Annotated in this window: 21 protein-coding genes; 11 read left to right on the top strand and 10 right to left on the bottom strand. The window is 66.2% G+C overall.

Annotated elements, in window-relative coordinates; all coding sequences use genetic code 11:
• Positions 1–66 precede the first annotated feature (66 nt).
• The 4 genes from IEW58_RS11640 to IEW58_RS11625 are packed head-to-tail and all read right to left on the bottom strand — an operon-like array spanning position 67 to position 2,864.
• The gene (locus IEW58_RS11640) at positions 67–1,050 is read right to left on the bottom strand and encodes an LLM class flavin-dependent oxidoreductase (protein WP_188645260.1); all 984 of its coding nucleotides are present in this window, start codon (positions 1,048–1,050) and stop codon (positions 67–69) included.
• On the bottom strand, positions 1,047–1,862 hold the full coding sequence (locus IEW58_RS11635; protein ID WP_229658567.1) for a tetratricopeptide repeat protein: 816 nt from the start codon (positions 1,860–1,862) through the stop codon (positions 1,047–1,049). Before IEW58_RS11635 ends, IEW58_RS11640 begins: the two co-directional genes overlap by 4 nt.
• A gap of 13 nt (positions 1,863–1,875) precedes the next feature.
• A complete protein-coding gene (locus tag IEW58_RS11630; RefSeq protein ID WP_188645258.1) occupies positions 1,876–2,604 on the bottom strand; it encodes an alpha/beta hydrolase in 729 nt (242 codons plus the stop codon).
• Between the two features lie 5 nt (positions 2,605–2,609).
• Complete coding sequence (locus tag IEW58_RS11625; RefSeq protein WP_188645257.1) at positions 2,610–2,864, bottom strand: DUF6356 family protein; 255 nt, start codon at positions 2,862–2,864, stop codon at positions 2,610–2,612.
• Between the two features lie 131 nt (positions 2,865–2,995).
• Here IEW58_RS11625 and IEW58_RS11620 point away from each other — a divergent pair, with 131 nt between their 5' ends.
• From IEW58_RS11620 to IEW58_RS11610, 3 genes are all read left to right on the top strand, one after another.
• Positions 2,996–4,633 carry an alkaline phosphatase D family protein gene (locus IEW58_RS11620; RefSeq protein WP_188645256.1) on the top strand — a complete coding sequence of 546 codons (1,638 nt, stop codon included), beginning with the start codon at positions 2,996–2,998 and terminating at the stop codon, positions 4,631–4,633.
• Between the two features lie 239 nt (positions 4,634–4,872).
• The gene (gene thrS / locus IEW58_RS11615; protein WP_188645805.1) at positions 4,873–6,906 is read left to right on the top strand and encodes a threonine--tRNA ligase; all 2,034 of its coding nucleotides are present in this window, start codon (positions 4,873–4,875) and stop codon (positions 6,904–6,906) included.
• A gap of 22 nt (positions 6,907–6,928) precedes the next feature.
• Positions 6,929–7,672 (top strand): sulfite exporter TauE/SafE family protein, encoded by a 744-nt coding sequence (locus IEW58_RS11610; protein WP_188645255.1) that lies wholly within the window; start codon positions 6,929–6,931, stop codon positions 7,670–7,672.
• On the opposite strand, the gene IEW58_RS13980 is transcribed toward IEW58_RS11610, so the two are convergent.
• From IEW58_RS13980 to IEW58_RS11600, 3 genes are read right to left on the bottom strand one after another with little or no spacing between them, the layout of a single operon-like run.
• Entirely contained in the window at positions 7,669–7,791 is a 123-nt protein-coding gene (locus IEW58_RS13980; protein WP_268237115.1) for a hypothetical protein, read from the bottom strand. The genes IEW58_RS11610 and IEW58_RS13980 overlap by 4 nt on opposite strands.
• Before the next feature lie 35 nt (positions 7,792–7,826).
• On the bottom strand, positions 7,827–8,807 hold the full coding sequence (locus tag IEW58_RS11605) for an agmatine deiminase family protein (protein WP_188645254.1): 981 nt from the start codon (positions 8,805–8,807) through the stop codon (positions 7,827–7,829).
• Positions 8,808–8,817: 10 nt separating this feature from the next.
• Entirely contained in the window at positions 8,818–10,638 is a 1,821-nt protein-coding gene (locus tag IEW58_RS11600; protein WP_188645253.1) for a M28 family peptidase, read from the bottom strand.
• Between IEW58_RS11600 and glnE the strand changes: the two genes are divergently transcribed.
• The 6 genes from glnE to IEW58_RS11570 all read left to right on the top strand — a co-directional run bounded on the left by glnE (position 10,637) and on the right by IEW58_RS11570 (position 18,415).
• On the top strand, positions 10,637–13,327 hold the full coding sequence (gene glnE / locus IEW58_RS11595; RefSeq protein ID WP_188645252.1) for a bifunctional [glutamate--ammonia ligase]-adenylyl-L-tyrosine phosphorylase/[glutamate--ammonia-ligase] adenylyltransferase: 2,691 nt from the start codon (positions 10,637–10,639) through the stop codon (positions 13,325–13,327). The two genes, IEW58_RS11600 and glnE, sit on opposite strands and share 2 nt — an antisense overlap.
• Before the next feature lie 2 nt (positions 13,328–13,329).
• Entirely contained in the window at positions 13,330–13,800 is a 471-nt protein-coding gene (locus IEW58_RS11590) for a peroxiredoxin (protein WP_188645251.1), read from the top strand.
• The gene (locus IEW58_RS11585; protein ID WP_188645250.1) at positions 13,797–14,597 is read left to right on the top strand and encodes a ferritin-like domain-containing protein; all 801 of its coding nucleotides are present in this window, start codon (positions 13,797–13,799) and stop codon (positions 14,595–14,597) included. The genes IEW58_RS11590 and IEW58_RS11585 overlap by 4 nt, the downstream gene beginning before the upstream one ends.
• A gap of 144 nt (positions 14,598–14,741) precedes the next feature.
• Complete coding sequence (locus IEW58_RS11580) at positions 14,742–15,431, top strand: M23 family metallopeptidase (RefSeq protein ID WP_373284775.1); 690 nt, start codon at positions 14,742–14,744, stop codon at positions 15,429–15,431.
• A 144-nt stretch (positions 15,432–15,575) separates the two neighbouring features.
• Positions 15,576–17,108, top strand: a complete 1,533-nt coding sequence (locus tag IEW58_RS11575; protein ID WP_188645249.1) for an acyl-CoA synthetase — start codon at positions 15,576–15,578, stop codon at positions 17,106–17,108.
• Between the two features lie 2 nt (positions 17,109–17,110).
• Complete coding sequence (locus IEW58_RS11570; RefSeq protein ID WP_188645248.1) at positions 17,111–18,415, top strand: cytochrome P450; 1,305 nt, start codon at positions 17,111–17,113, stop codon at positions 18,413–18,415.
• Here IEW58_RS11570 and IEW58_RS11565 read toward each other — a convergent pair.
• Positions 18,412–19,758: an SLC13 family permease gene (locus IEW58_RS11565; RefSeq protein WP_229658566.1), complete on the bottom strand. Its 1,347-nt coding sequence runs from the start codon at positions 19,756–19,758 to the stop codon at positions 18,412–18,414. The two genes, IEW58_RS11570 and IEW58_RS11565, sit on opposite strands and share 4 nt — an antisense overlap.
• On the bottom strand, positions 19,755–20,633 hold the full coding sequence (galU, locus tag IEW58_RS11560) for a UTP--glucose-1-phosphate uridylyltransferase GalU (protein WP_188645247.1): 879 nt from the start codon (positions 20,631–20,633) through the stop codon (positions 19,755–19,757). The genes IEW58_RS11565 and galU overlap by 4 nt, the downstream gene beginning before the upstream one ends.
• Positions 20,634–20,712: 79 nt before the next feature.
• Here galU and murA point away from each other — a divergent pair, with 79 nt between their 5' ends.
• Positions 20,713–21,996: a UDP-N-acetylglucosamine 1-carboxyvinyltransferase gene (murA, locus tag IEW58_RS11555; RefSeq protein WP_188645246.1), complete on the top strand. Its 1,284-nt coding sequence runs from the start codon at positions 20,713–20,715 to the stop codon at positions 21,994–21,996.
• A gap of 63 nt (positions 21,997–22,059) precedes the next feature.
• A complete protein-coding gene (locus IEW58_RS11550; protein WP_188645245.1) occupies positions 22,060–22,302 on the top strand; it encodes a hypothetical protein in 243 nt (80 codons plus the stop codon).
• 69 nt (positions 22,303–22,371) lie between these two features.
• On the opposite strand, the gene IEW58_RS11545 is transcribed toward IEW58_RS11550, so the two are convergent.
• The gene (locus IEW58_RS11545; protein ID WP_188645802.1) at positions 22,372–22,611 is read right to left on the bottom strand and encodes a ribbon-helix-helix domain-containing protein; all 240 of its coding nucleotides are present in this window, start codon (positions 22,609–22,611) and stop codon (positions 22,372–22,374) included.
• Position 22,612 lies beyond the last annotated feature (1 nt).

Raw genomic sequence — 22,612 nt, 5'->3', positions numbered from 1 at the left:
TGGCGCGTTAGGCCTTTGCCGGATGAACCGCAAGCCGCGTTCCCGCCGCTACGGCAAACGATGCTTTTATCCCCGCAACGCGTCTATCGTGAGCTCCAGGGAACGCTCGCGCGCTGCCGGATCGAACGCAGCGCCCGAAACGATGATCTCGTCCGCCTGCGTTCGTTCGACGAAGCGCCCGACCGCCTCGCGCACGGTGGCGGGCGCGCCGATCGCGCTGGCCTGTCCGATATGGGCGAGCAGGCTCTGCGCCTGCATCGGCAGCGTGTCACGGTATCCGGCGACCGGAGGCGGGAGCTTGCCGGGGTTGCCGGTGCGAAGGCGTACGAAGCTCTGCTGCTGCGAACTGGCGATAAGCTCGGCCTCGGCGTCGGTTTCGGCGGCGAACACCGTCATCGCGGCCATCGCGTGAGGCTTGTCGAGCCATCGCGAGGGCTGGAAGCGCTCGCGGTACAATGCCAGCGCGGCGTCGAGATGGTCGGGCGCGAAGTGCGAGGCGAACGCGTAAGGCAGGCCAAGCTGCGCGGCGAGATTGGCGCCGAACAGGCTCGATCCGAGCATCCACATCTCGATGTTCGCGCCATAGCCCGGCGTCGCACGGATCGGCAGCTCGGGCTCGCCGGTCAAAAGCGCGCGCAGCTCGACCACGTCTTGCGGGAAGAATTCGGCAGCCTGGTGAAGGTTCTTGCGCAGCGCGCGCTGAAGTTCCGGCCCGGCGCCGGGCGCGCGGCCGAGGCCGAGGTCGATCCGGCCCGGAAACAGCGCGTCGAGGGTGCCGAACTGCTCGGCGATCACGAACGGGTTGTGATTGGGCAGCATGATCCCGCCCGAGCCGATGCGGATGGTCGAGGTCGCATTGCCGACGTGAGCCAGCACCACCGAAGTCGCGCCGCCGGCGATACCGTCCATCGCGTGGTGTTCAGCCACCCAGAACCGCTTGTAGCCGAGCCGCTCCGCAGCCTGCGCGAGACTGACGGTGGCGGCGTAGGATTCGGCAAGCGTGCCGCCTTCGCGCACCGGCACCAGGTCAAGGACCGTAAGGGGGATCATCGCTCACCCAACTGCGCGAGGTATTGCTTCGCTGCCGCGCCCTGCGCGCTGTCGGGCGAAGCGGCAACGACGGATTCGAACGACTTGCGCGCCGCGTCGTCACGACCCGCGAGTGCGGCGATCACGCCGGCTTCAAGACCGATCGCAGGATCGCGCGGTTCGAGGGTAGCGGCCTGCTCGATCTGCGTCTGGGCGAGCGCCAGATCGCCGGTGCGGCGCGACAGGGTGGCGGAGAGGAGCCAGGCATGGGCATCCGAAGGCACCAGAGCGCGCGCATCGGCAAGCGCCGTTGCTGCTTCGTCGATCCGATCCAGCGCGACGAGCGCGGTCGCCCGGTCGAGCGCCGTCGTGCCGGCGAGCGCGGTATCGCCCGCTGCCTCGTTCTTCGCGGCATCGAGAGCGGCGAGCGCCTCTTCAGCCTTGCCTTGCGCAAGCAGCGCGCTGGCGGCAAGCTCGCCCATCCGGGCCCTGAACGGTCCATCGGCACCCTCGTCTCGCGCGGCGAGGAAGGCGGCTGCGGCTGCGTCCCAGTCGCCTTCGTTGGCCGACGCCACGCCCAGACAATGTTGACCCGCGGCGCGCTGCAAACCGGTCGTGCGGGAAACCCACTCCTCGGCCAGCGCCCGCGCCTTTTCAGGGTCGGTCCGCGCGCTGTCGAGGCACACCTCGATCGCCGCCTGGCTGGCCGGACGATCGGGCGTCCCGCCGTTGCGGGTGGGGCGGTCGCGCAGCTCGGGCGGGACGGCGCTGACCGGCGCGGTAGTCGGCGCGATGCCGACCTGCATGATCAGGGGGACGAGAACGGACAGCATGGGCAAGCGGCCTTCAGATGGGGGCGATGGTCCGCAGCAGCAAGGCGATATCCTGCTCGCGGCTCAACCGGTGATCCCCGTCCTTCACGAAGATGAGCTGAATATCGCGCGAACGCAGCGCGTGGCATAGCCGCTGGGAAACTTCCCACGGTACGTCCTCGTCCTCCATCCCGTGGATAAGGCGTACCGGGCAGTCGAGTGCGATCTCGCCGTCAAGGCGGCCGCTGGCCTGCGCATCGGCCCAGAAGCCGGGATGCATCGGGGTCGGCTCGCGGCCGTAAGGATTGGGGTCGAACACGGTTTCACCCGCGGAGAGCTTTTCCTTGTCCTCGTCCGACCGGCCCCAGTCGGTGAAATCGGGCGCGGCCGCGATGCCGACGAGGGCGTGGAGCCGGTTACCCAACCGTTCCGCCACCAGCAGCATCAGCCAGCCGCCCATCGACGAGCCGATAAGGACGACCGGGCCCCGGACCTGCGCCTCGATCAGCGCGAGCACTTCGTCCCGCCAGCGCGTGAGGGTGCCGTCCGCGAAGTCACCTTCCGATCGGCCGCAGCCGGAATAATCGAGCAGCAGGCATTCCCGCCCACGCTCCTGCGCCCAGGCCATGACGGCGGTCGCCTTGCCGCCGTCCATGTCGCTCATGTAGCCGGGAAGAAATACCAGAGCCGGGCCGGCTCCCGGATTGTGACGGAAGGCGATCCGGCGTCCGTCTGGCAGCGAGTGGAACGCGATCTCGCCCACGCCCGTCAGATCACCCAGTCGACGGTTTGAAGCTCCATCACCGCGCGCCCCTTTGCGCGGCGCTGCTCGACCATGATGCGGTTAAGGCGCTGGATGGTGTCGCTGCCCGTCGTGACGCACCAGCCGGGCACCAGGGCATGGATCAGCGCGCAGATGCCGCCGCGAATCATCGTCAAGCCGAACTTCGATGCGACCGCGAAATGCTCGACGTAGTTTTCATCCACGGAGCGCGGGTGATCGACGAACAGACGGTTGAACATTGGGCTTCGCTCCAGATTCCGGGACCCGGTCCTAACAATCCGGCGCGCGCTGTCCAACCGGGCATTTGCCGCTTGTCTGCGAAGTCAAGCCTGCGAAAAGCATTTGCGAACACTCGGGGAGACGCCGCGCTATGTCATCGCAACCGCCAGGACCGCCCGGAATCGCCATCGATCGCCGCGGTCTGCTTGCGGGGGGCATCGTCGGCCTCGGCATGGCGGCGGCTCCCTTGCGTGCCCAGACGGCGCAAGGGTTCACCCACGGTGTCGCGAGCGGCGAACCTTCGGCGAGGTCGGTCCTGCTGTGGACCCGCTATGCGACCGGACAGGACGCGAAGCTGCGCTGGGAAGTATCCGAAAGCGCCGATTTCGCGCGCATCGCCAGCGGCGGCAGCGCAGTCGCCTCACCGCGGCGCGACTGGTGCGCCAAGGCAAACGCAAAGGGGCTGAAGCCCGGCACCTGGTACCACTACCGCTTCATCGCGCCGGACGGCTCGATCTCCGCTACCGGCCGCACGCGCACTTTGCCGGAAGGCGCGACCGAGAAATTCCGGATGGCCGTATTCAGCTGCGCCAACCTCGGCTTCGGCTATTTCAATTCCTATGCCCACGCGGCCGAGGACGACGCCTTCGAGCTGGCGGTGCACGTTGGCGACTACCTTTACGAATACGATCACGATACCTACCCGACCGAAAAGCAGCGTGTAGCCGGACGCACCCCGCAGCCGCTGAGCGAGGCGGTGCACCTGGCCGATTACCGCATGCGCTATGCCAGCTACCGCAGCGATCCCGATCTCCTGCGGTTGCACCAGCTCTATGCGATGATCGCGGTGTTCGACGATCACGAGACGGCAAACGACACCTGGAAGGGTGGGGCCGAGAATCACACGCCGGCAACCGAGGGGACGTGGACTGCGCGCAAGAAGGCCGCGATGCAGGCGCGCTCCGAGTGGCTGCCGATCAGCGACGAGAGCTACGCGCAGTATGACATCGGCGATCTCGCGACGCTGTTCCGGCTCGAAACACGGCTCATCGCGCGCGACAGGCAATTCGATTTGTCGGGAGTGGTACGTGGCATGGCGCCCGACCAGGCGCAGGCGGCGCTCAAGGCGTTTCATGATGGTGCTTACATGGACCCGAAGCGGACCATGATGGGGCCGGCGCAAGAGCGCTGGCTGGCGGGCGCCATGAAATCCTCGGTCAGGTCCGGACGCAAGTGGCAGGTGCTGGTCCAGCAGGTGGTCATGGGCTCGCTGCTCCTGCCGCCGACCGTCTCGCTCGATCTCTCGCCCGAGGTCGCCAAGCTGGCGCAAGAGCAGATGGCGGGCCTGCTGGCGGCGACCGCGGCCGGCATCCCGTTCAACATGGATTCGTGGGACGGTTATCCGGCAGCCCGCAAGCGCCTGCTCGACTCGGCGCGCGATGCGGACGCCAATCTCGTGGTGCTTTCGGGCGACAGTCATAACGCCTGGGCGTTCGAACTGGGCGGGGCGGGAGTCGAGTTCGGTGGCACGTCGGTCAGTTCGCCTGGCGCGGAAAGCTACCTGCCGTTCGTCAAGCCGACCGCGCTCGCCCGGGCGCTGGTGGGAGCGAACGCGCCGCTCAAGTGGTGCGACACCTCGCGCAGGGGCTACATGGCGGTCGAATTGACGCAGGAGAAAGCAGCTTGCGAGTGGCGCTTCGCCGACACGGTCCGGCGCCGCGACAGCAAGCACAGCGACACGCGGCGGCTCGCCTCCAATCACGGCGCGCGCGTGTTCACCGAGGGTTGAGCCGTTAACCTCCCGGGCATATATCCGTCCGCGATGCAGCGCACTTGCGGCCTTACCTTGACTACCACCACCCCGGCGCGCCGGGGGCGGATGGTGACGGCCTAGACCCGCGCACCGCCGCCGCCCGGTTTCGGGTGGAGCGGCGTCATGCTCCCGAAACCGGTTCTCGTTTTCCTGACGCCTTTGCCGCGCACGGGCTTTCTGCCATGGGCGCGCCAGACGAAGAAACGAGTGTGACGATGACCGAGCTTCTCAAGATCAGCCTGCCCGACGGATCCGTTCGCGAGATGCCGCAGGGGAGCACCCCCGCCGATGTGGCCGCGGCGATCGGACCGGGTCTCGCCAAGGCGGCCTTGGCCGCGCGCGTCGATCATGGTTCGGGGGCGGAGTTGCGCGATCTCAACCGCCCCTTCGAGGGCGATGCGCAAGTGGCGCTGGTGACCGGCCGCGACGAGGCCGAGGCGCTCGAACTGGCGCGCCACGACTACGCGCACGTGCTCGCCGAGGCGATCCAGGCGCTGTGGCCCGGCACGCAGATCACCTTCGGTCCCGCGACCGACGACGGGTTCTATTACGACGTCATGGCGCCTGCCAGCCGCGAGCCGTTCTCGGTCGATGACCTGCCGGCGATCGAGGAAAAAATGCGGGAGATCATCCGCGCCGACAAGCCGCTCGTGCGCGAGGTCTGGAGCCGGCAGCAACTGATCGACAAATGGCGCGCCGACGGCGAGACGTTCAAGGCCGAATGGGCGGCCGAACTGCCCGAGAACGAGGAACTGACGGTCTATCACTCGGGCCAGCCCGGCAGCGAGGGCGCGTGGCTCGACATGTGCCGCGGGCCCCACCTGCCCTCGACCGGCAAGCTCGATCCGCAGGCGTTCAAGCTGATGCGCGTCGCCGGCGCGTACTGGCGCGGCGACCAGAACAACGCGCAGCTCACGCGCATCTACGGCACCGGCTGGCTCAACAAGAAGCAGCTCGACGCGCACCTCCACCGGCTGGAAGAAGCCGCCAAGCGCGACCACCGCAAACTGGGCCGCGAGATGGATCTGTTCCACCTGCAGGAAGAAGCGCACGGCAGCGTGTTCTGGCATCCGCAGGGCTACCAAATCTGGCGCGAACTCGAAGCCTACATGCGCCGCAAGATCGACGCCGGCGGCTACCGCGAGGTGAAGACCCCGCAGGTGATGGACGCCCGCCAGTGGGAGCAGTCAGGCCACTGGGGCAAGTACCGCGAGAACATGTTCGTCATCCCCGATGAGGTGCCCAACACCGAGGACGAGGGACCGCTGGTGTCGGAAGAGGCGCAGTGGATGGCGCTGAAGCCGATGAACTGCCCGGCGCATGTCTTGATCTTCCGCCAGGGCCTGAAGTCCTATCGCGACCTGCCGCTGCGCATTTACGAGAACGGCTGCTGCCACCGCAACGAGCCGCACGGCGCGTTGCACGGTCTGATGCGGGTGCGCCAGTTCACGCAGGACGACGCGCACATCTTCTGCCGCGAGGACCAGATCGTCGAGGAAGTGCGCAAGTTCTGTGAGCTGGCCGACGGCATCTATCGCGACTTCGGCTTCACTTATTCGGTCAAGCTCGCCCTGCGGCCCGAGCAGCGCTACGGCTCCGACGCAGATTGGGACAAGGCTGAGGCCGAGCTGCGCCAGGCGGTGGTCGATGCGGGTCTCGCTACCGAGGAATACGGCTGGGAAGAGCTGCCGGGGGAAGGCGCTTTCTATGCGCCGAAGCTGGAATGGCACCTGACCGATGCGATCGGCCGCACCTGGCAGGTCGGCACGATCCAGTCCGACCGAGTGCTGCCGGAGCGTCTCGATGCGTCATACGTTGCACAAGACGGTGAGAAACACCGTCCGGTCATGCTGCACCGGGCGATTTTCGGCTCATACGAGCGCTTCATTGGCATCCTGATCGAGCATTTCGCCGGCAAGCTGCCGGTCTGGCTCGCCCCGACCCAGGCGGTGGTGGCGACGATCGTCTCCGACGCCGATGACTATGCGCAGCGGGTTGTCACCCAACTCGAGGCGGCCGGAATTCGCGTCGAATCGGACCTGCGCAACGAGAAGATCAACTACAAGGTGCGCGAACACAGCCTCGCAAAAGTCCCGCATCTCCTGGTGGTCGGCAAACGCGAGGCCGAGGAGGGCACCGTCGCGCTCCGTACCCTGGGGGCCGAGCACCAGAAGGTAATTTCGCTCGACGAGGCCATCGCATTGCTGAAGCGCGAGGCGACCCCGCCGGATCTCGCTGCCGCTCGATGATTGGGGCAGTGATTCTGCGCCGATGATCCTTGGCCTGACCGCGGCAGCGATAGCCACCGGTATCGCCGCCGCGCTCGTTGCAGGTTTCGTGCGCGGGCTGGCGGGCTTCGGCATGGCCATTTTACTGGTCCCGATACTCGGACTGGCAATCCCGCCGGTGGAGGCCGTCGTCTCGGCCAACTGGCTCGGGTTCGCCATCAGTCTCGTGAGCCTGCGGAAACAGGTATCCGAAAGCGAGCGCTCGGCCTGGGTCATCGCCGCAGCGGCGCTTGTGGCAATACCGCTCGGCGTGCTGGGCCTGTCGGCCATATCCCCCCCGGTCGCGCGGCTGCTGATAGCCTTGATCGCGCTTGGCGCGTTTGTCGCCGTCCTCCTGCCGCCACGTCCGCATGCGAAGCCCGCGCGCGGCGAGACGGTGGCGACGGGTCTTGCCGCGGGGGTCCTCACTGGCTTTGCCGGCATGCCCGGCCCGCCGGTGGTGCCCTACTACGTCCGGCGGCCGATACCCCCGGCCATCGCAAGGGCTTCGATGATGTCGGTGTTCATGGTTACGCAGGCAGCGGGCGCTCTCACGGCGATCGTGCTCGGCGTGGCGACGTGGCGGGAGGCGGCCATCGCGCTTGGTCTCTACCCGGCGGTGTTTATCGGCAACTGGGCGGGCGCGCGGGCGTTTGGGCGCATCGACCCGACAGCCTGGCGCTGGATTGCGGGCGGCATGCTCGGCCTGGCCGCGGGCGGAGCCGTGCTGAAGCTGGCAACTGCCTAGAAGGGCAGCGCGCGCCCGGCGAAAATGAGTGCGAGCGGACAGGCCGTCGCGAGCAGAAACCGGATGATCTCGCACATCGGCGATTCGGTCGTCAGGACGCGGGCGACAGCTCTTGCCATGAACGCAGCTTGCGACCGGAAAGACTAAGGCGGGGTTAAAGTCCGCTGCTGAGTCGCGGCATCTGCTGACTGGCACAGTGGAAACCGCCTCCGCCTGCGAGAACGGCGTCTGCCGGCAGGCCAACGGTCGCGCGATCGGGGAACAGCGCGGCAATCGCGGCAACCCCGTCCTCGTCGTGCACCGAGTCGAAAGTCGGCACGACCACCAGGTTCGTTGTGACCGCGAAGTTGGCGTAACTGGCCGGCTCGATGAAATCGGCGCGGGTCACAAGGCCCGGCGAGGGAATCTCGGCCACCTCAACGCCAAACGCCTCCGCGCGGCTTCTGGCATCGGCATAGATCCGAGCATTCGGATCGTCCGGCCCGGTGGCGCACGGCAGGGCTATCCGGTTCGGCCCGACGAATCTGCCCAGGTTATCGACGTGCCCATCGGTGTGGTCGTTGAGCAGCCCGTCCCCCAGCCACAGCACCCGGTCGAAGCCGAGGTCACGCCGAAGCCGCGCTTCGATCTCGCCGCGCGAAAGTTCGGGATTGCGGTTGGGGTTGAGAAGGCACTGCTCGGTAGTGACGACGAGCCCGGTCCCATCGGTGTCGATCGCGCCGCCTTCGAGAATCCAGTCCGATTCGGTCACCGGCAGTCCTGCATCGCGCGCCAGTTCGGCGCCGATGGCCTGGTCGCCTTCCATCAGGTATTTGCCGCCCCAGCCATTGAACCGGCAGCGCAGAGCCGTGCCGTCCGAGCGCACCAAGGGGCCGGTATCACGCAGCCACACGTCCCCGAAGCAGCGCCGTTCCAGCGTCACCGCGCCGGACACCAGACTGCGCGCACGGGCCTCGTTGGCTGGGTCGCGGACCAGCAGCCTCACCTGCTGGCCGCTTTCGGCAACGGCATTGGCGAAAGCAGCGATCTGCTCCTGCGCGCGGCCAAGTACCTCCGGCCATTCCTCGGCGTCGTGCGGGAAGCCGATCCACAGCCAGTCCTGCGGTGCCCATTCGGGCGGCAATGTCGCGGTCATAAGCGGCAGTTCAGCAGCCCGCCGGGCTGGCGGCGCAGTCCTTGTCGCGTATCGCGCGGAATTCATCGGTGGCACGCCAGTTCGGCCAAGTCGTGCCCGTCGCGAGCAGGCGGCCCAGCCGGTAGTAGAGCGCCAGGTCGGCCGTCATGCCCGTCCAGTCCCAGGTATCCGACCACTCGTCGCTCGGCTGATGGTAACGGTTGACGGTGTAGTCGTCGGCGGCCGCCCTGCCTGCTTCGACCCCGCCGTTCACCAAGTCGCTGCCGCGGCCGAGGTCGAACATCGGCACGCCGCGCTTGGCCATGCTGAAGTGGTCGGAGCGGTAATAGCTTCCCTTCTCCGGGGATTCTTCGGCCGCTTCCACATAGCCCTGCTCGGCCAGTACCTGCCGGAACAGGTCGTTGAACTCCGACTTGTCGCCTCCGGTCATCGAGTAATCGCGCGTCTTGCCGCCGGGCTGAAGCGCGTCGACGTTCACCCCGCCTACCGTCTGCGACAGCGGATAGACCGGATTCTGAGCGTAGAATTCGGAGCCGAGCAGCCCCGATTCCTCGAGCGTGAGCGCGATGAATACCTGGCTGCGCGGGGTCGGACCGGCGCGATGATTGGCATCTGCGAGCGCGGTAATCGCTCCTACGCCGGTCGCATTGTCGACCGCGCCGTTGCAGATATCGTCGCCCGTGCTGTCGGGCGTGCAGCGGCCAAGATGGTCCCAGTGCGCCGAGTAGAGCACGTATTCGTCCTTGCGCGTCGTGCCGGGGAGGATGCCGATCACATTGTGCGAGGTCGCCTTGCGTACTGCGTTGTCGAACCCGAAGCTGACATTGAGGCCGAGCGGCACGGCCTTGAAGCCCTTCTGTTGGGCGGCGGCGGTGAGGGCGGCGAGGTTCTTGCCCGCAGCACCCAGGATCGCCTCGGCCACGGGCTTCTGCACCCAGCCGTTTGCCATCGTCTGGTCCATCCCGTCGTTGGGCGTCTGGACGTAGTACTGCGCGCCGGTCCAGCTCGAGTTGACGACATTCCAGCCGTATGCGGCGGGGAAGGTGTCATGGACGATGATCGCGGCCGCGGCACCCTGGCGGGCGGCTTCCTCGAACTTGTAGGTCCAGCGCCCGTAATAGGTCATCCGGCGCCCCTTGAAGAGGCCGTCCTGCGTTTCCATCGCGTAATCCGGATCGTTGACCAGGATGACCGCGGTCTTCCCCTTCATGTCGACGCCGGCATAATCGTTCCAGCCGAGCTCGGGCGCATTGATGCCGTAGCCCACGAAGACAAGTGGGCTTTCCTGGATCTTCGTCACCGGAGTCACGCGGTAGCTGGTTGCGACGTACTGGTCACCAAAAGCGAAGCTCAGGGGCTTCGCGCCCCCGGAAACGGTCAGCGGGGTGTAGTTGCTGCCGGTGATCTCGACGGTGGGGACTTCCTGCAGCCACTCGCCGTGGTTACCCGGCTGGAGGCCGGCCTTCTTGAATTCGGCCACGATATAATCGAGCACTTTGGGCTCGATGGCGGTGCTCGGCGCCCGGCCTTCGAAATCGTCCGCCGACAGCCGCTTGGTCACTTCCTGCATCAGCGGGATGGATGGCGCGACGGCCGCGCGCGCATCGGGTATGGAGGCGGGCGCAGGGGGCGCGGTGGTCGTGCATCCGGCCAGGGCCAGCGAAAAGAAGACGATGGCGGCGAGCGGGCGATAGAGCAAGGCGGCGACCTTTCCGGCTTTTGCGGGAGCTCCGCGGGTCCTGCCACGCTGACCCGCGCCGCACAACCCGCTCGGGTTCGGCACATCGCGCCGCTTGCGCCAGACGAGCCTATCGGCTTGAGTCCGCCGCATGGCGCAGGACTGGCAGGAAGCGATCGAACGCGCGCGGGCCCATGCGCCGTTCCTTGGGCACGCCCTCGATCGATTGCCCGACTTGGCGGATCTCCTTTCAGCGGGTCAGGGGGAAGCGGCGTTGCACTGGGCGCGAGAGGCTGGCGAAGGCATTGACGATGTCGGGCGTGCCCTGCGGCGTGAACGGCTGGCCTTCTCCGCCGCGCTCGCAATCGGCGATCTTGCCGGCGCATTCCCGCTGGCGCGGGTGACGGAAGAACTTTCCGCCCTGGCCGATCGATCGCTCGACAGGGCGATCCGGGCAGCCATTCGCCAGCGGGTTCCTGGCGCGGATCCGGCCGGAATGATCGCGCTTGCGCTTGGCAAGCACGGGGCGTGCGAGCTCAACTACAGTTCCGACATCGACCCCATCCTTCTTTACGATCCGATTAGGCTGCCCAAGCGCGAGCGCGACGAGGCGGGAGAGGCGGCGCAGCGCTATGCGCGCGAGATAGTGCGGCTGCTGAGCGAGGTGACAGCCGATGGCTTCGTCTTCCGCGTGGACCTGCGCCTCAGGCCCGCATCGGAGGTCAGCCCGCTGGCCATCCCGCTCCAGGGCGCCCTGTCGCATTATGAGAGCTCGGCCCTGGCGTGGGAGCGTGCCGCTTTCATTCGCGCGCGCGCGGCTGCTGGCGACATCGACGCGGGCGAGGCGTTCCTCGCGGCGATCCGGCCGTTCGTCTGGCGCCGAAGCCTCGACTTCGGGGCGATCGGCGAGGTTCGCCGGCTTACGGCGCGTATTCGCGCCAGTCATTCCGGCCCTCGGTCTCCCGGTCCTGGCTTTAACCTCAAGCTTGGACGCGGCGGGATCCGCGAGGTGGAATTCTTCGCTCAGACGCACCAGCTGATTCACGGGGGGCGCGATCCCTCGCTGCGCGCTCGCGGTACCCGGCCGGCGCTGGATGCGCTCGCCGCAGCGGGAATCGTCGAGCGCGAGGATGCTCGTGCACTGGGCGAGGCGTACGATCGGCTGCGCACGATCGAGCACCGCTTGCAGATGGTCGGGGACCAGCAGACCCACGTCCTGCCCGCGGGCGAGGACCTTGAGAACGTCGCGAATCTGGAAGGGATGAGCGCAAGTGCGCTCCTGGAAGAGCTCGCCGCGATTACCGAAGCGGTCGCTGCTCGCTACGATTCCCTGATCGATGAAGATGATTCCGGTACAAGCATTCCCGCACGCGGGGATGCTCTGGCCGCGCGGCTGGGGGATTTCGGCTTCGCCGAGCCGGACAGGGTAGCCGAGCGCATCGCTGGCTGGAGCGATGGCCGAATCCGCGCGCTGCGTTCCGAACCCGCACGTGCCGCCTTCGAAACTCTCCTTCCCGCCCTGCTCGAGCGACTCGCCGCAGCCCCTGAACCCGACCAGGCTTTGAACCGGTGGGAGCGGGTGCTTGCAGCTGCCCCCAGTGCGATCAACCTGTTCAACCTGCTGGTCCAGCGGCCGGCGCTTCTCGACCAGTTGGTTCGCATCCTGGTGCTGGCGCCGACGCTGGCCGATGAACTCGGCCGCCGGCCGGAACTGCTCGATACCTTGATCGACCGGCGGGCGCTCGATCTGCCCGGACCGGTGGAACAAGTCGCCCGGCGCATGCGCATCGGCAACGACCGCAACGATTACGAGCATCGGCTCGACCAGGTGAGGAGAGTGACCGGCGAGATGCGCTTCGCGCTCGGCCTGCAGACGGTGGCGGCGGTGCACGATCCGCTCGCAATCGGCCAAGCGCTGTCGCGCACTGCCGAAGCGGCGCTGGAGACGGTGCAGTCGGCTGCCGTCGCGGAGTTCGAGGCGGTGCACGGGCGTGTCCCGGGCGGCGAGTTGGTGGTGCTGGGGCTGGGCAGGCTGGGCGGCGGAACGCTCACCCATGCCTCGGACCTCGACCTGATCTACCTCTTCACCGGAACTTTCGCCGGGGAATCGGACGGTCGGCGCCCGTTGGGCGTAACGCACTATTTCAACCGGCTCGCGCAGCGCGTTACCGCGGGACTGAGCGTCCCGACCGCCGAAGGCGCGCTGTACGAGGTCGATACCCGGCTCCGGCCCCAAGGGACGCAGGGACCGCTGGCGGTGAGTTTCGACAGTTTTGCGCGCTACCAGCGCGAAGAAGCGTGGACGTGGGAGCACATGGCGCTCGCCCGGGCACGCCCCCTTACCGGAAGCGCTAAAGCTCGCCTTGAGCTGCAGGCGATCATCGATGGCGTGCTGAGACAGCCGCGCGACCCGGCGACCTTGCGCGAAGACGTGTTGCGCATGCGCGCGGAGATGGCCGCGCACAAGCCGGCGCAGGGAGTGCTGGACGCCAAGCTTGCGCGCGGCGGCCTCGTCGATCTCGAATTCCTGGTTCACTTCCTGCAACTGCGCGAGCGAACAGCTTTCGATCCCGATCTGGGCAATGCAGTGGACGCACTTCGGGCGAAGGGCCTCGTTCCCGAAGGTCTGCGCGAATCGTTGGCGCTGATGACCAGGATGCTCGTCGCAGGCCGCCTGCTCGCGCCGGACCTCGCCGAACCGCCGCCCGCACCCGCCGCGGCGCTTGCCGAGGCATGCGGTCACGCGGATTTGCCCTCGCTCTTGCACGCATTCGGCGCCGCGCGGCAGGACGTGGCCGCTGCATGGGCCGATTCGTTCGGCGAACCGCTGGAGAACATATAGACATGAGCAGACCATCCGTGGGCGATCTCATGCCCGACATCGCCCTCGAGACACCTGACGGCGCGACCATCCGCCCCTCGGATTTCAAGGGTCGGCCGGCGGTCATCTGGTTTTACCCGAAGGACAACACCCCGGGCTGCACCACCGAGGCCAAGGACTTCACCGCTCTCGCGGATGACTTCGCCAAAGCGGGCGTTGCACTGCTTGGAGTTTCCAAGGACCCGCCAGCGAAACACCAGGCGTTCATCGCCAAGCAGTCTCTTGCCGTGCCGCTCGCCACCGATGCTGCCGAGGGCGGCCTGTCCGATGCGCTCGGCATCTGGACCGAGAAGCAGCTCTACGGAAAGAAGTTCATCGGCATGGTCCGCACGACCTACCTGCTCGACGCAGAAGGCCGCATCGCGCGCATCTGGGACAAGGTAAAGGTCAAGGGCCACGCCAACGAAGTGCTCGACGCGGCGCGCAGCTTGTGAGGACCAGGCAGAGCGTCGGCGGAGCCATCCGCACCGCGCTCCTAATCGCCGAACCGCATGCCAAGATCATGGCTGCGCGCCGCGTCGCTCGAGACTGGCGGCTTGGGCGGCTCGAGTTTGTTTTCGACGAGCCGATGCCGGAGCGGCCAACCCGTCCGGCGCGGCCCGAGCTGCTGCCGCCGAACCGGATGCCCAAGCGAGGCAAGGGCGGCTCGGAGCGGACGCGACGCGCGCTTTGGCACTCGCTGGCGCATATCGAATTCGTAGCAATCGACCTTGCGCTCGACATGGCGGGCCGGTTCGGCAGGGAGATGGGCGAAGAGTTCATGTCGGACTTCCTGGCCATTGCTGGCGAAGAAGCCATGCATTTCGCGCTTATCGACCGGCATCTGGCTAAAATGGGCAGCGGATACGGGGAACTGCCGGCTCACGATGGGCTCTGGCAGGCCGCCGAAGAAACGGCGCACGATGTGGCGGCGCGCCTCGCCATCGTGCCAATGGTGCTTGAAGCACGAGGGCTGGACGTGACTCCCGCAACGCTCGCGCGGGTTCGCGCCCAGGGTGATGAAGCGGGGGTGCGAATCCTCGAGCGAATCCTTGACGACGAAATTCGTCACGTCGCGGCGGGTGCAAGACATTTCGCCGAATGCGCCCGGAAACGGGACGTCCATCCGGAAAGCTACTGGATTTCGCTAGTCCGCAGGCACTTCCGCGGCGGGCTGAAGCCTCCGTTCAACGACTCAGCGCGTTCGGCAGCCGGTTTATCGCTGACAGCGTGCGCCGCGCTTGCTTCGTAAACTTTCTCGCGGTTAGTCCATAATCCACGAGACGGCGGGGGGTTCCGATCAGTCTCAAAAAAATGTTGCAAGGCCGCTTTTGCGCGCTTTCGCAATGGGTTCGCTGCGGCGCCCGGGGGGGTGTCGCATGAAAAAAGGACGGGTATTTTGGTCGCAAGCCTTTTCCAGCGTCGGATCGTCGCCGCAGCCGCAGCGCTTGGCGCATTTTTCACGATCGGCGCTTCGCCGGCCTTTGCGAACGCCAGCGCTGCCGCGGCCGATATCGCCGCTCCAGTGCGCGAGGCCAAGGCCGCAGGCGTTTCGGGCACCGACGAGCAGTTCAAGCAGCTTTTCTCGACCTGGCGCTCGCTCGATCAGGGTGGCCCGACTTCGATCTCCACTCCGACCGCGCCCACCAAGGGCGTGTCGATTCCCTCGCGCGCTCCGCTGGCCGTCGGCTCGACCAGCAGCGGCTATGGCATGCGCACTCACCCCGTTCTGGGCGGCATGCGTGCTCACAAGGGTATCGATCTGGCCGCGCCTGTCGGAACCCCCGTTTACGCCACCGCTGACGGCAAGGTGGAGCGGGCCGACTGGTTTTCGAGCTACGGCCTCTATGTCGCGATCGAACACGGCAGCGACCTTGAAACCCGCTACGCTCACATGAGCCGCCTGGCGGTTGCCGCCGGCCAGCACGTCAACAAGGGCGACATTATCGGTTACGTCGGCACCACTGGCCGTTCGACCGGTCCGCACCTGCACTATGAGGTCCGGGTATCGGGCGAGGCGGTCAATCCGATTCCCTACATGGCGGAAACCGGCCGTGCTGGCGGCACGGCGCTCGCCGCTCGCTGAGCGCACGCTATTATCGCCTGACTGAAAACGGCAGGCGCGGCCCTTCGGGAGAGGGCGAAAAAAGGGGCGGCGAGCTTGATCTCGCCGCCCCTTTTCGCTTGCTCGGTTGCGACATGAAACTAGTCTCCCCGATGGGAGAACAAGATGCATCCGACGACTCACGCACTTTCCAGGCCGGACCATCCGGCAATCATCATGGCCTCCAGCGGCAAGGTGGTGACCTTCGGCGAGATGGAGGCGGCTGCCAACCGCGTTGCGCAGCTTTTTCGCAGCCGGGGCATCGGTCCGGGCGACACGGTGGGGCTCTGGCTCGAGAACCGTTCCGAATACCTTGAGATTGCCTGGGGCAACCAGCGTGCGGGCACGATCCTGGTACCGATCTCGACGCATCTGACGGCCGATGAGGTGGCCTACATCCTCGAGGACAGTGGTGCGAAACTGCTAATAAGCTCGGCGCAGTTCACCGAGCGGCTCGCCGAACTCCGGAGCCTCGCACCGCAAGTCGAACAACTGGTGTTCGACACCGACGCGGATGCCGCCGCCGTTCTCGCCGGTATGCCGGCCGAGCCGATCGCCGACGAATCGCTCGGGCTGGCCATGCTCTACAGCTCCGGCACCACCGGGCGCCCGAAAGGCATCAAGCCGGTCAGCCCCCCCGATCCCGATCACATGGCGGTTTCGCCGCTGCTGATGCTGGCCGCCCATGCCTTCGGTTGGCCGACGGATGGGAGCGTCGTCTACTTGTCACCTGGTCCGCTCTACCACGCTGCTCCGTTCCGCTGGACGATGACGGCGCACAGCCTGGGCGGCACCGTCGTGGTGATGGAGAAGTTCGACGCGGAGGCGGCGCTTGCCGCCATCGAGAAGTACAAAGTGACCGACAGCCAGTGGGTGCCGACCCACTTCGTGCGCATGCTCAAGCTGCCGCCGGATGTGCGTAGCAAGTATGATCTGTCGAGCCACAAGCGGGCCATCCACGCCGCCGCACCTTGCCCGGTCGATGTCAAGCAGGCGATGATCCAGTGGTGGGGGCCGATCATCCTCGAATACTATGCTGGCAGTGAGGGGAACGGGATGACCTTCCTCACCTCGCAACAGTGGCTCGATCATCCCGGATCGGTCGGCAAGCCTATCATGGGGGTGCCGCACATCTGCGATGCCGAGGGCAACGAAGTGCCTGTAGGCCACGAAGGCGTCGTGTTTTTCGAAAACGAGAACCAGTTCGCCTATCATAACGACCCGGAAAAGACGGCCGAAGCCACCCACGAGAAAGGCTGGACCACGCTGGGCGACATCGGCAAGCTCGACGAGGACGGTTTCCTTTATCTGACAGACCGTCGCAGCAACATGATCATCTCGGGCGGGGTCAACATCTACCCGCAGGAGATCGAAAACCTGCTGATTACGCACCCCAAGGTAACCGACGCCGCGGTGATCGGCGCGCCAGACCCCGACATGGGAGAGCGGGTGGTGGCAGTCGTCCAGCCAGCGGACATGGGAAGCGCCGGTGAAGGCCTCAAAGCGGAACTGCTCGACTACCTTGGCACCAAGCTTGCCCGGCTCAAGTTGCCGCGCGAGATAGATTTCCGCGCCGAACTCCCGCGCGAGGCCAATGGCAAGCTCTACAAGCGAAAGCTCAAGGACGAATATCGGGCGCGCGCCACTCAGGAGGCATGACTATGGCTACCGCTGTCTCGAACATCGCTCCACCCGAAGTTGCCCGGGAGGTAATCGATCCCAGGGCCTATGCCGAATGGGATCATCTGCTCGGCACTTTCGACTGGTTGCGCGAGCATTTGCCGGTGGCGCGGATCGAGGCTGCCGAACCTGGCCTGCACCCGCCGTTCTGGCTGCTCACCCGCTACGAGGACATGATGCGCGTCTCGAAGGAGAACGCCCTTTTTCTCAACAATCCGCATACGGTGGTGTTCAGCACCACCGACGGAATCGAATTCGCCAAGAAGTTCTCCGGCGGCAGCGAGCATATGGTGGCCAGCCTCGTCACCTTCGATGCGCCCACGCACATGAAGTACCGCAAGCTGACGCAGGACTGGTTCATGCCCAAGAACCTGCGCGGGCTGGAGGACGAAATCCGCACCATCGCACGCGCGGCGGTCGATCGGCTGCTTACGGGCGGGGAGGAGGTCGACTTCTGCAAGACGGTCGCCGCACCCTATCCGCTGCACGTGGTCATGCAGATCCTGGGCGTGCCCGAGGAAGACGAGCCGCGGATGCTCATGCTCACCCAGCAGATGTTCGGCGGTCAGGACGAAGACCTTAACCAGTCGGGCATGAAGGACCTCCCGCCCGAGGTCATCACCCAGATTGTCGCGGGGGCGGTCAAGGATTTCGAGGCTTATTTCGCCAAGCTGACGGCAGAAAAGCGCGCCAACCCGACCGGCGACGTGGCGAGTACGATCGCGAACGCGACCGTCGATGGCGAGGCGCTCAACGACCGCGACATGATGGGGTACTACATCATCGTCGCTGCGGCTGGCCACGACACCACCAGCGCCAGCACGGCGGGCGCGATGCTCGCGCTGGCGCAGGACCCCGAGCAATGGGCCAAGGTAAAGGCTGACCGCTCGCTTCTCGCGGGAATCGTCGAGGAATCGATCCGCTGGACCACCCCCGTGCAGCATTTCATGCGCACTGCGGCCGAGGATACCGAAATCGGCGGGCAGAAGATCGCCAAGGGCGACTGGATCATGATCAACTACGTCGCGGCCAATCACGACCCGTCGCAGTTCGACGACCCACGCCGCTTTGACGCCTCGCGCGAGAACAACCGCCACCTCGCTTTTGGAGCGGGCGCGCACAAGTGCCTCGGCCTGCACCTTGCCAGGCTGGAGATGCGCATCCTGTTCGAGGAACTGCTCGACCGAATCGACACCGTCGAGCTGGCGGGCGAGGCGAAGCGATCGAACTCGACTTTCGTCGGCGGGCTGAAATCGCTGCCCTTGCGGATCAAGGCCGCCAGTTAGAAGGGAAAGAATATTGGGATCGTAACGCAGGCGGCCGCCCAGGTGATCAGGTCGAGCGGCAGGCCGACGCGCACGAAATCCATGTAGCGGTACTTGCCGAGCTGATAGACGAGCGCGTTGGTCTGATACCCGAACGGGGTGGCGAACGCGGCGCTCGCGGCAATCATCACGGCAGCCACGAAGGGCTTGGGGCTGACCGCCAGGCCCTCGGCCAGGCTGACTGCCACGGGAGTGAGCAACACTGCCACGGTTGCGTTGGACAGAATCTCGGTGAGCAGAAGCGCGGCTCCATAGAACAGGATCAGCGCGAACAGCGGGCCCAGCGGGCCGATGCCACCCACCAGCCGGTCGGTCGCCGCCCCGGCCAGTCCTGTCTCCTCGATCGCTACCCCGATCACCACCATGCCGGCGATCAGCATGAGGATTTCCGGGCGTAGGCCGCGGTATGCTTCGTCGGCGTCGATCACCTTGATGAGGATCAGCAAAACCGCGCCGGCGAAGGCAGTCGCGGCGATCGGCGCAACGCCCATCGATGCCGCGGCGACCGCGCCGATGAAGACCGTCAGCGAAGCAAGCGCGCGCCAGGGGCGGAACCGGTGTTGCGGGGCGAACACCTCGGCGTTGCCGATCGAGGCCGACTGGTCGCCGTGTCGCGGCAGCAACGCTGCAGGTGTCGATGGAGGTTCTGCCGGGCTGTCGAACTGGATCAGCCGCGCGGAAAAGAAGAACAGAAACGCCCCGCCCGCCAGCGCCACCGAAATGCCAACTGGCGCAATCTCGAACATGGAGAAAGTCGCGCTGCCGCTCGCCCGTGCCATGTCGTTGACAAGCAGGTTCGTCGAAGTTCCGATCAAGGTGCAACAGCCGCCGAGGACCGTGAGATAGGACAGCGGCATGAGATAGCGGCGAGGGTCGAGGCCGACGCTGGTCGAAACATCGCGGATGACGGGGGCGGCGAGCACGACGATGGGCGTGTTGTTAAGGAATGCCGACACCGCGCCGCAGATGGTCATGACGACCCAGATCCCGCTCGCGCCAGCCTTGCGGGCCAGCCAGACGCCCCCGCGAATTGCCAGGTCGAGTAGGCCCGACCTTTCCATCGCGTAGGCGATCACGAACAGCGACGCGAGTGCGATGATCGCCGGGCTGGCGAAGGCGACTTCGACCTGCGAGGGCTTGACTGCGCCGGTCATCAGCAGGACCGCCGCTCCGGTGAGCGCGACGACGTCGGCGCGGAACCGGTCCAGTATCAGGGCCCCGACGACCGCCACAAGAACGGCCAAAGTCACCGCTTGCTGGCCGGTGAGCCCGATCGCCTCGATGAATGGGGGTGTCGGGATCACGACCCGTCCAGCAGACGCTCCGCCATCGTGCGCACTTCCTCGCCCATGTCCTCACGCTCGAGCGCGATTGCCAGCGTCGCCTCGACGAAACCGGTCTTGCTGCCGCAATCGAACCGGCGGCCGTCGAAAGTGAGCGCATGGAATGGTTGGCTGCCGATCATGCGCGCCATCGCGTCAGTCAGCTGGATTTCCCCTCCCGCACCCTTTTCCTGTGCTGCGAGCATGTGCATTACTTCCGGCTGCAGGATGTAGCGGCCCGAAATGATCTTGTTTGACGGAGCCTCGTCGACGGGCGGCTTCTCCACCAGCCCGGTCACTTCCGTGAGTTTGCCGGAAACCTCGCCCGGCGCGATGACGCCGTAGCTCGACACTTCGCTTGGCGGTACCTCGAGCACGCTGATGAGGTTGCCGCCGACTTCCCCGTAGGCTTCAACCATTTGCGTCATGCACCCCGGACTGCCGTGCATCAACTCGTCCGGCAGGAAGATCGCAAATGGCTCGTCGCCCACGATGTCGCGGGCGCACCAGATCGCGTGACCGAGGCCGAGCGGCTCCTGCTGCCGGACATACACGCAGTCGCCGGGCATGAGCCGGGTAGGCTCGAGAACCGACAGATCCTTTCCCCGCCCCGCCATTGTCGCTTCCAGTTCGAACGCGATGTCGAAGTGGTCCTCGATCGCGCTTTTGCCGCGGCCGGTGACGAAGATCATCTGCTCGATCCCTGCCTCGCGGGCCTCATCCACTGCATACTGGATCAGCGGCCGGTCGACGACGGGCAGCATTTCTTTCGGAATCGCCTTGGTAGCCGGGAGGAAACGTGTTCCCAGGCCGGCGACCGGAAAGACCGCTTTGCGGATCGGTTTATGCTTGCTCATCAACCTCGGGGATAGCAGCGCTCCCGCCCCGCGCAACCGGCCGCTTGCGGCGCTTTCGAATCGCGCTAGAGCGTCGCCGATGGACAAGATCATCGTCGAGGGCGGAAAGCGCCTGTCGGGCACCATCCCCATTTCGGGTGCGAAGAACGCCGCGCTCACGCTGATTCCGTGCGCGCTGCTGACGGATGAGCCCGTGACATTGCGCAACCTGCCGCGCCTGGCCGACATCGATGGATTCCAGCACCTGATGAACCAGTTCGGGGTGACCACGGTGATCCAGGGCAATCGGCCGGAGGACTTCGGCCGGGTCATGACGCTGGAGGCGACGCGGATCACCGGCACGGTCGCGCCCTACGATCTGGTGCGCAAGATGCGCGCTTCGATCCTGGTGCTCGGCCCGATGCTTGCCCGGATGGGTGAGGCGACCGTATCGCTCCCGGGAGGCTGCGCGATCGGCAACCGGCCGATCGACCTGCACTTGAAAGCTCTCGAAGCATTCGGCGCCGAGATCGAGCTGGCCCAAGGCTACGTGCGGGCACGCGCCCCCGATGGTGGCCTGCCCGGCGGGGAGTACGACTTTCCGGTCGTGTCCGTCGGCGCGACCGAGAACGCGCTGATGGCCGCGGCGCTCGCCAGCGGCACGTGCCGCCTGTACAACGCCGCGCGCGAACCCGAGATCGTCGACCTGTGCAACCTGCTCGTGGCAATGGGAGCCGAGATCGAGGGAATTGGCACCTCGGACATCACGATCCACGGGGTCAGGCGCCTGCACGGCGCGACCTACCGCGTAATGGCCGACCGCATCGAGGCGGGTTCGTACGCCTGCGCCGCGGCAATCACGGGGGGCGATGTACTGCTGGAGGGAGCAGAGGTGCACGATATGTCGGCGACGCTGCACGCGTTGCGCAATATCGGGGTACGTGCAGAAGCCGAAAAGAAGGGCGTGCGGGTCACTGCGGAAGGGCCGCTGCGCGCAGTCAACCTGTCGACCGCGCCCTATCCGGGCTTGGCGACCGACATGCAGGCGCAGCTCATGGCGCTGCTGACGGTCGCCGAGGGCACCAGCGTGCTTCACGAGACCATCTTCGAAAACCGCTACATGCATGTACCCGAGCTCAACCGAATGGGTGCGCACATCGAAACGTCGGGCCGAACCGCCATCGTGCACGGCGTCGGCAAGCTGACCGGGGCCGAAGTGATGGCCACCGACCTGCGCGCCTCGATGAGCCTGGTGATCGCCGGGCTCGCCGCCGAAGGGCAGACCGAGGTGCGGCGTCTCTACCACCTCGACCGCGGATACGAGCGGCTGGAAGAGAAGCTCGCCCTCGTCGGCGCCCAAGTGGAGCGGGTTGGCGACGAATAGAGTCGCATTTGCGGGAAACGACTGCCTCCGTCGGCGTTGATCAGCCAAGAAGGAGACCTCGCAATGGCCTTGCTGAAACTCGCGGCGCTCGGCGCCCTCGGCTACGTCGGATATCAATACTACCAGAAGAACGCCGGTCATGAGGGGCGCGCCGCATTTGCCGGTGGCCAGCCCTCAAGTGGACCCTCTCCAGTACGAAATGCCGGCCCGGAATCAATGCGCGACGATACCGCTCGCGATTGGGACAAGGCCGACCAGGCGAGCGACGAAAGCTTCCCCGCCAGCGATCCCCCGGCGACCTATTGAAGGAGCAACGGGCTGGATCGCTCCTGACGGGGCGAGAAGCGGGCGGGCCATAGCGGCTCCGCCCGTTTTTCATGGGAGATTGGTGACCAGCCAAAGGCGGATTGCTCCCGCAAGTCCGCACGGCGTCGGCGAAGCGATCCGCTCCTCGTCGATCTTCGCGACCAGAGCGTTGATCCCCATGCCGCGCTGCGCCGCTGCTTCCCTCAAGCTGTCCCAGAACCAGGGCTCCAGGCTGATCGATGTCTTGTGGCCTGCGATCTCGACCGATCGCTTGACGGGCGGATGGTAGGGGGTTCCCTCCACCGGCAGC

This window comes from Tsuneonella deserti, assembly GCF_014644315.1.
Classification (GTDB): domain Bacteria; phylum Pseudomonadota; class Alphaproteobacteria; order Sphingomonadales; family Sphingomonadaceae; genus Tsuneonella; species Tsuneonella deserti.
The sequence above is the reverse complement of the archived record's forward strand: the minus strand, read 5'-3'. Positions and strand labels throughout refer to the sequence as shown.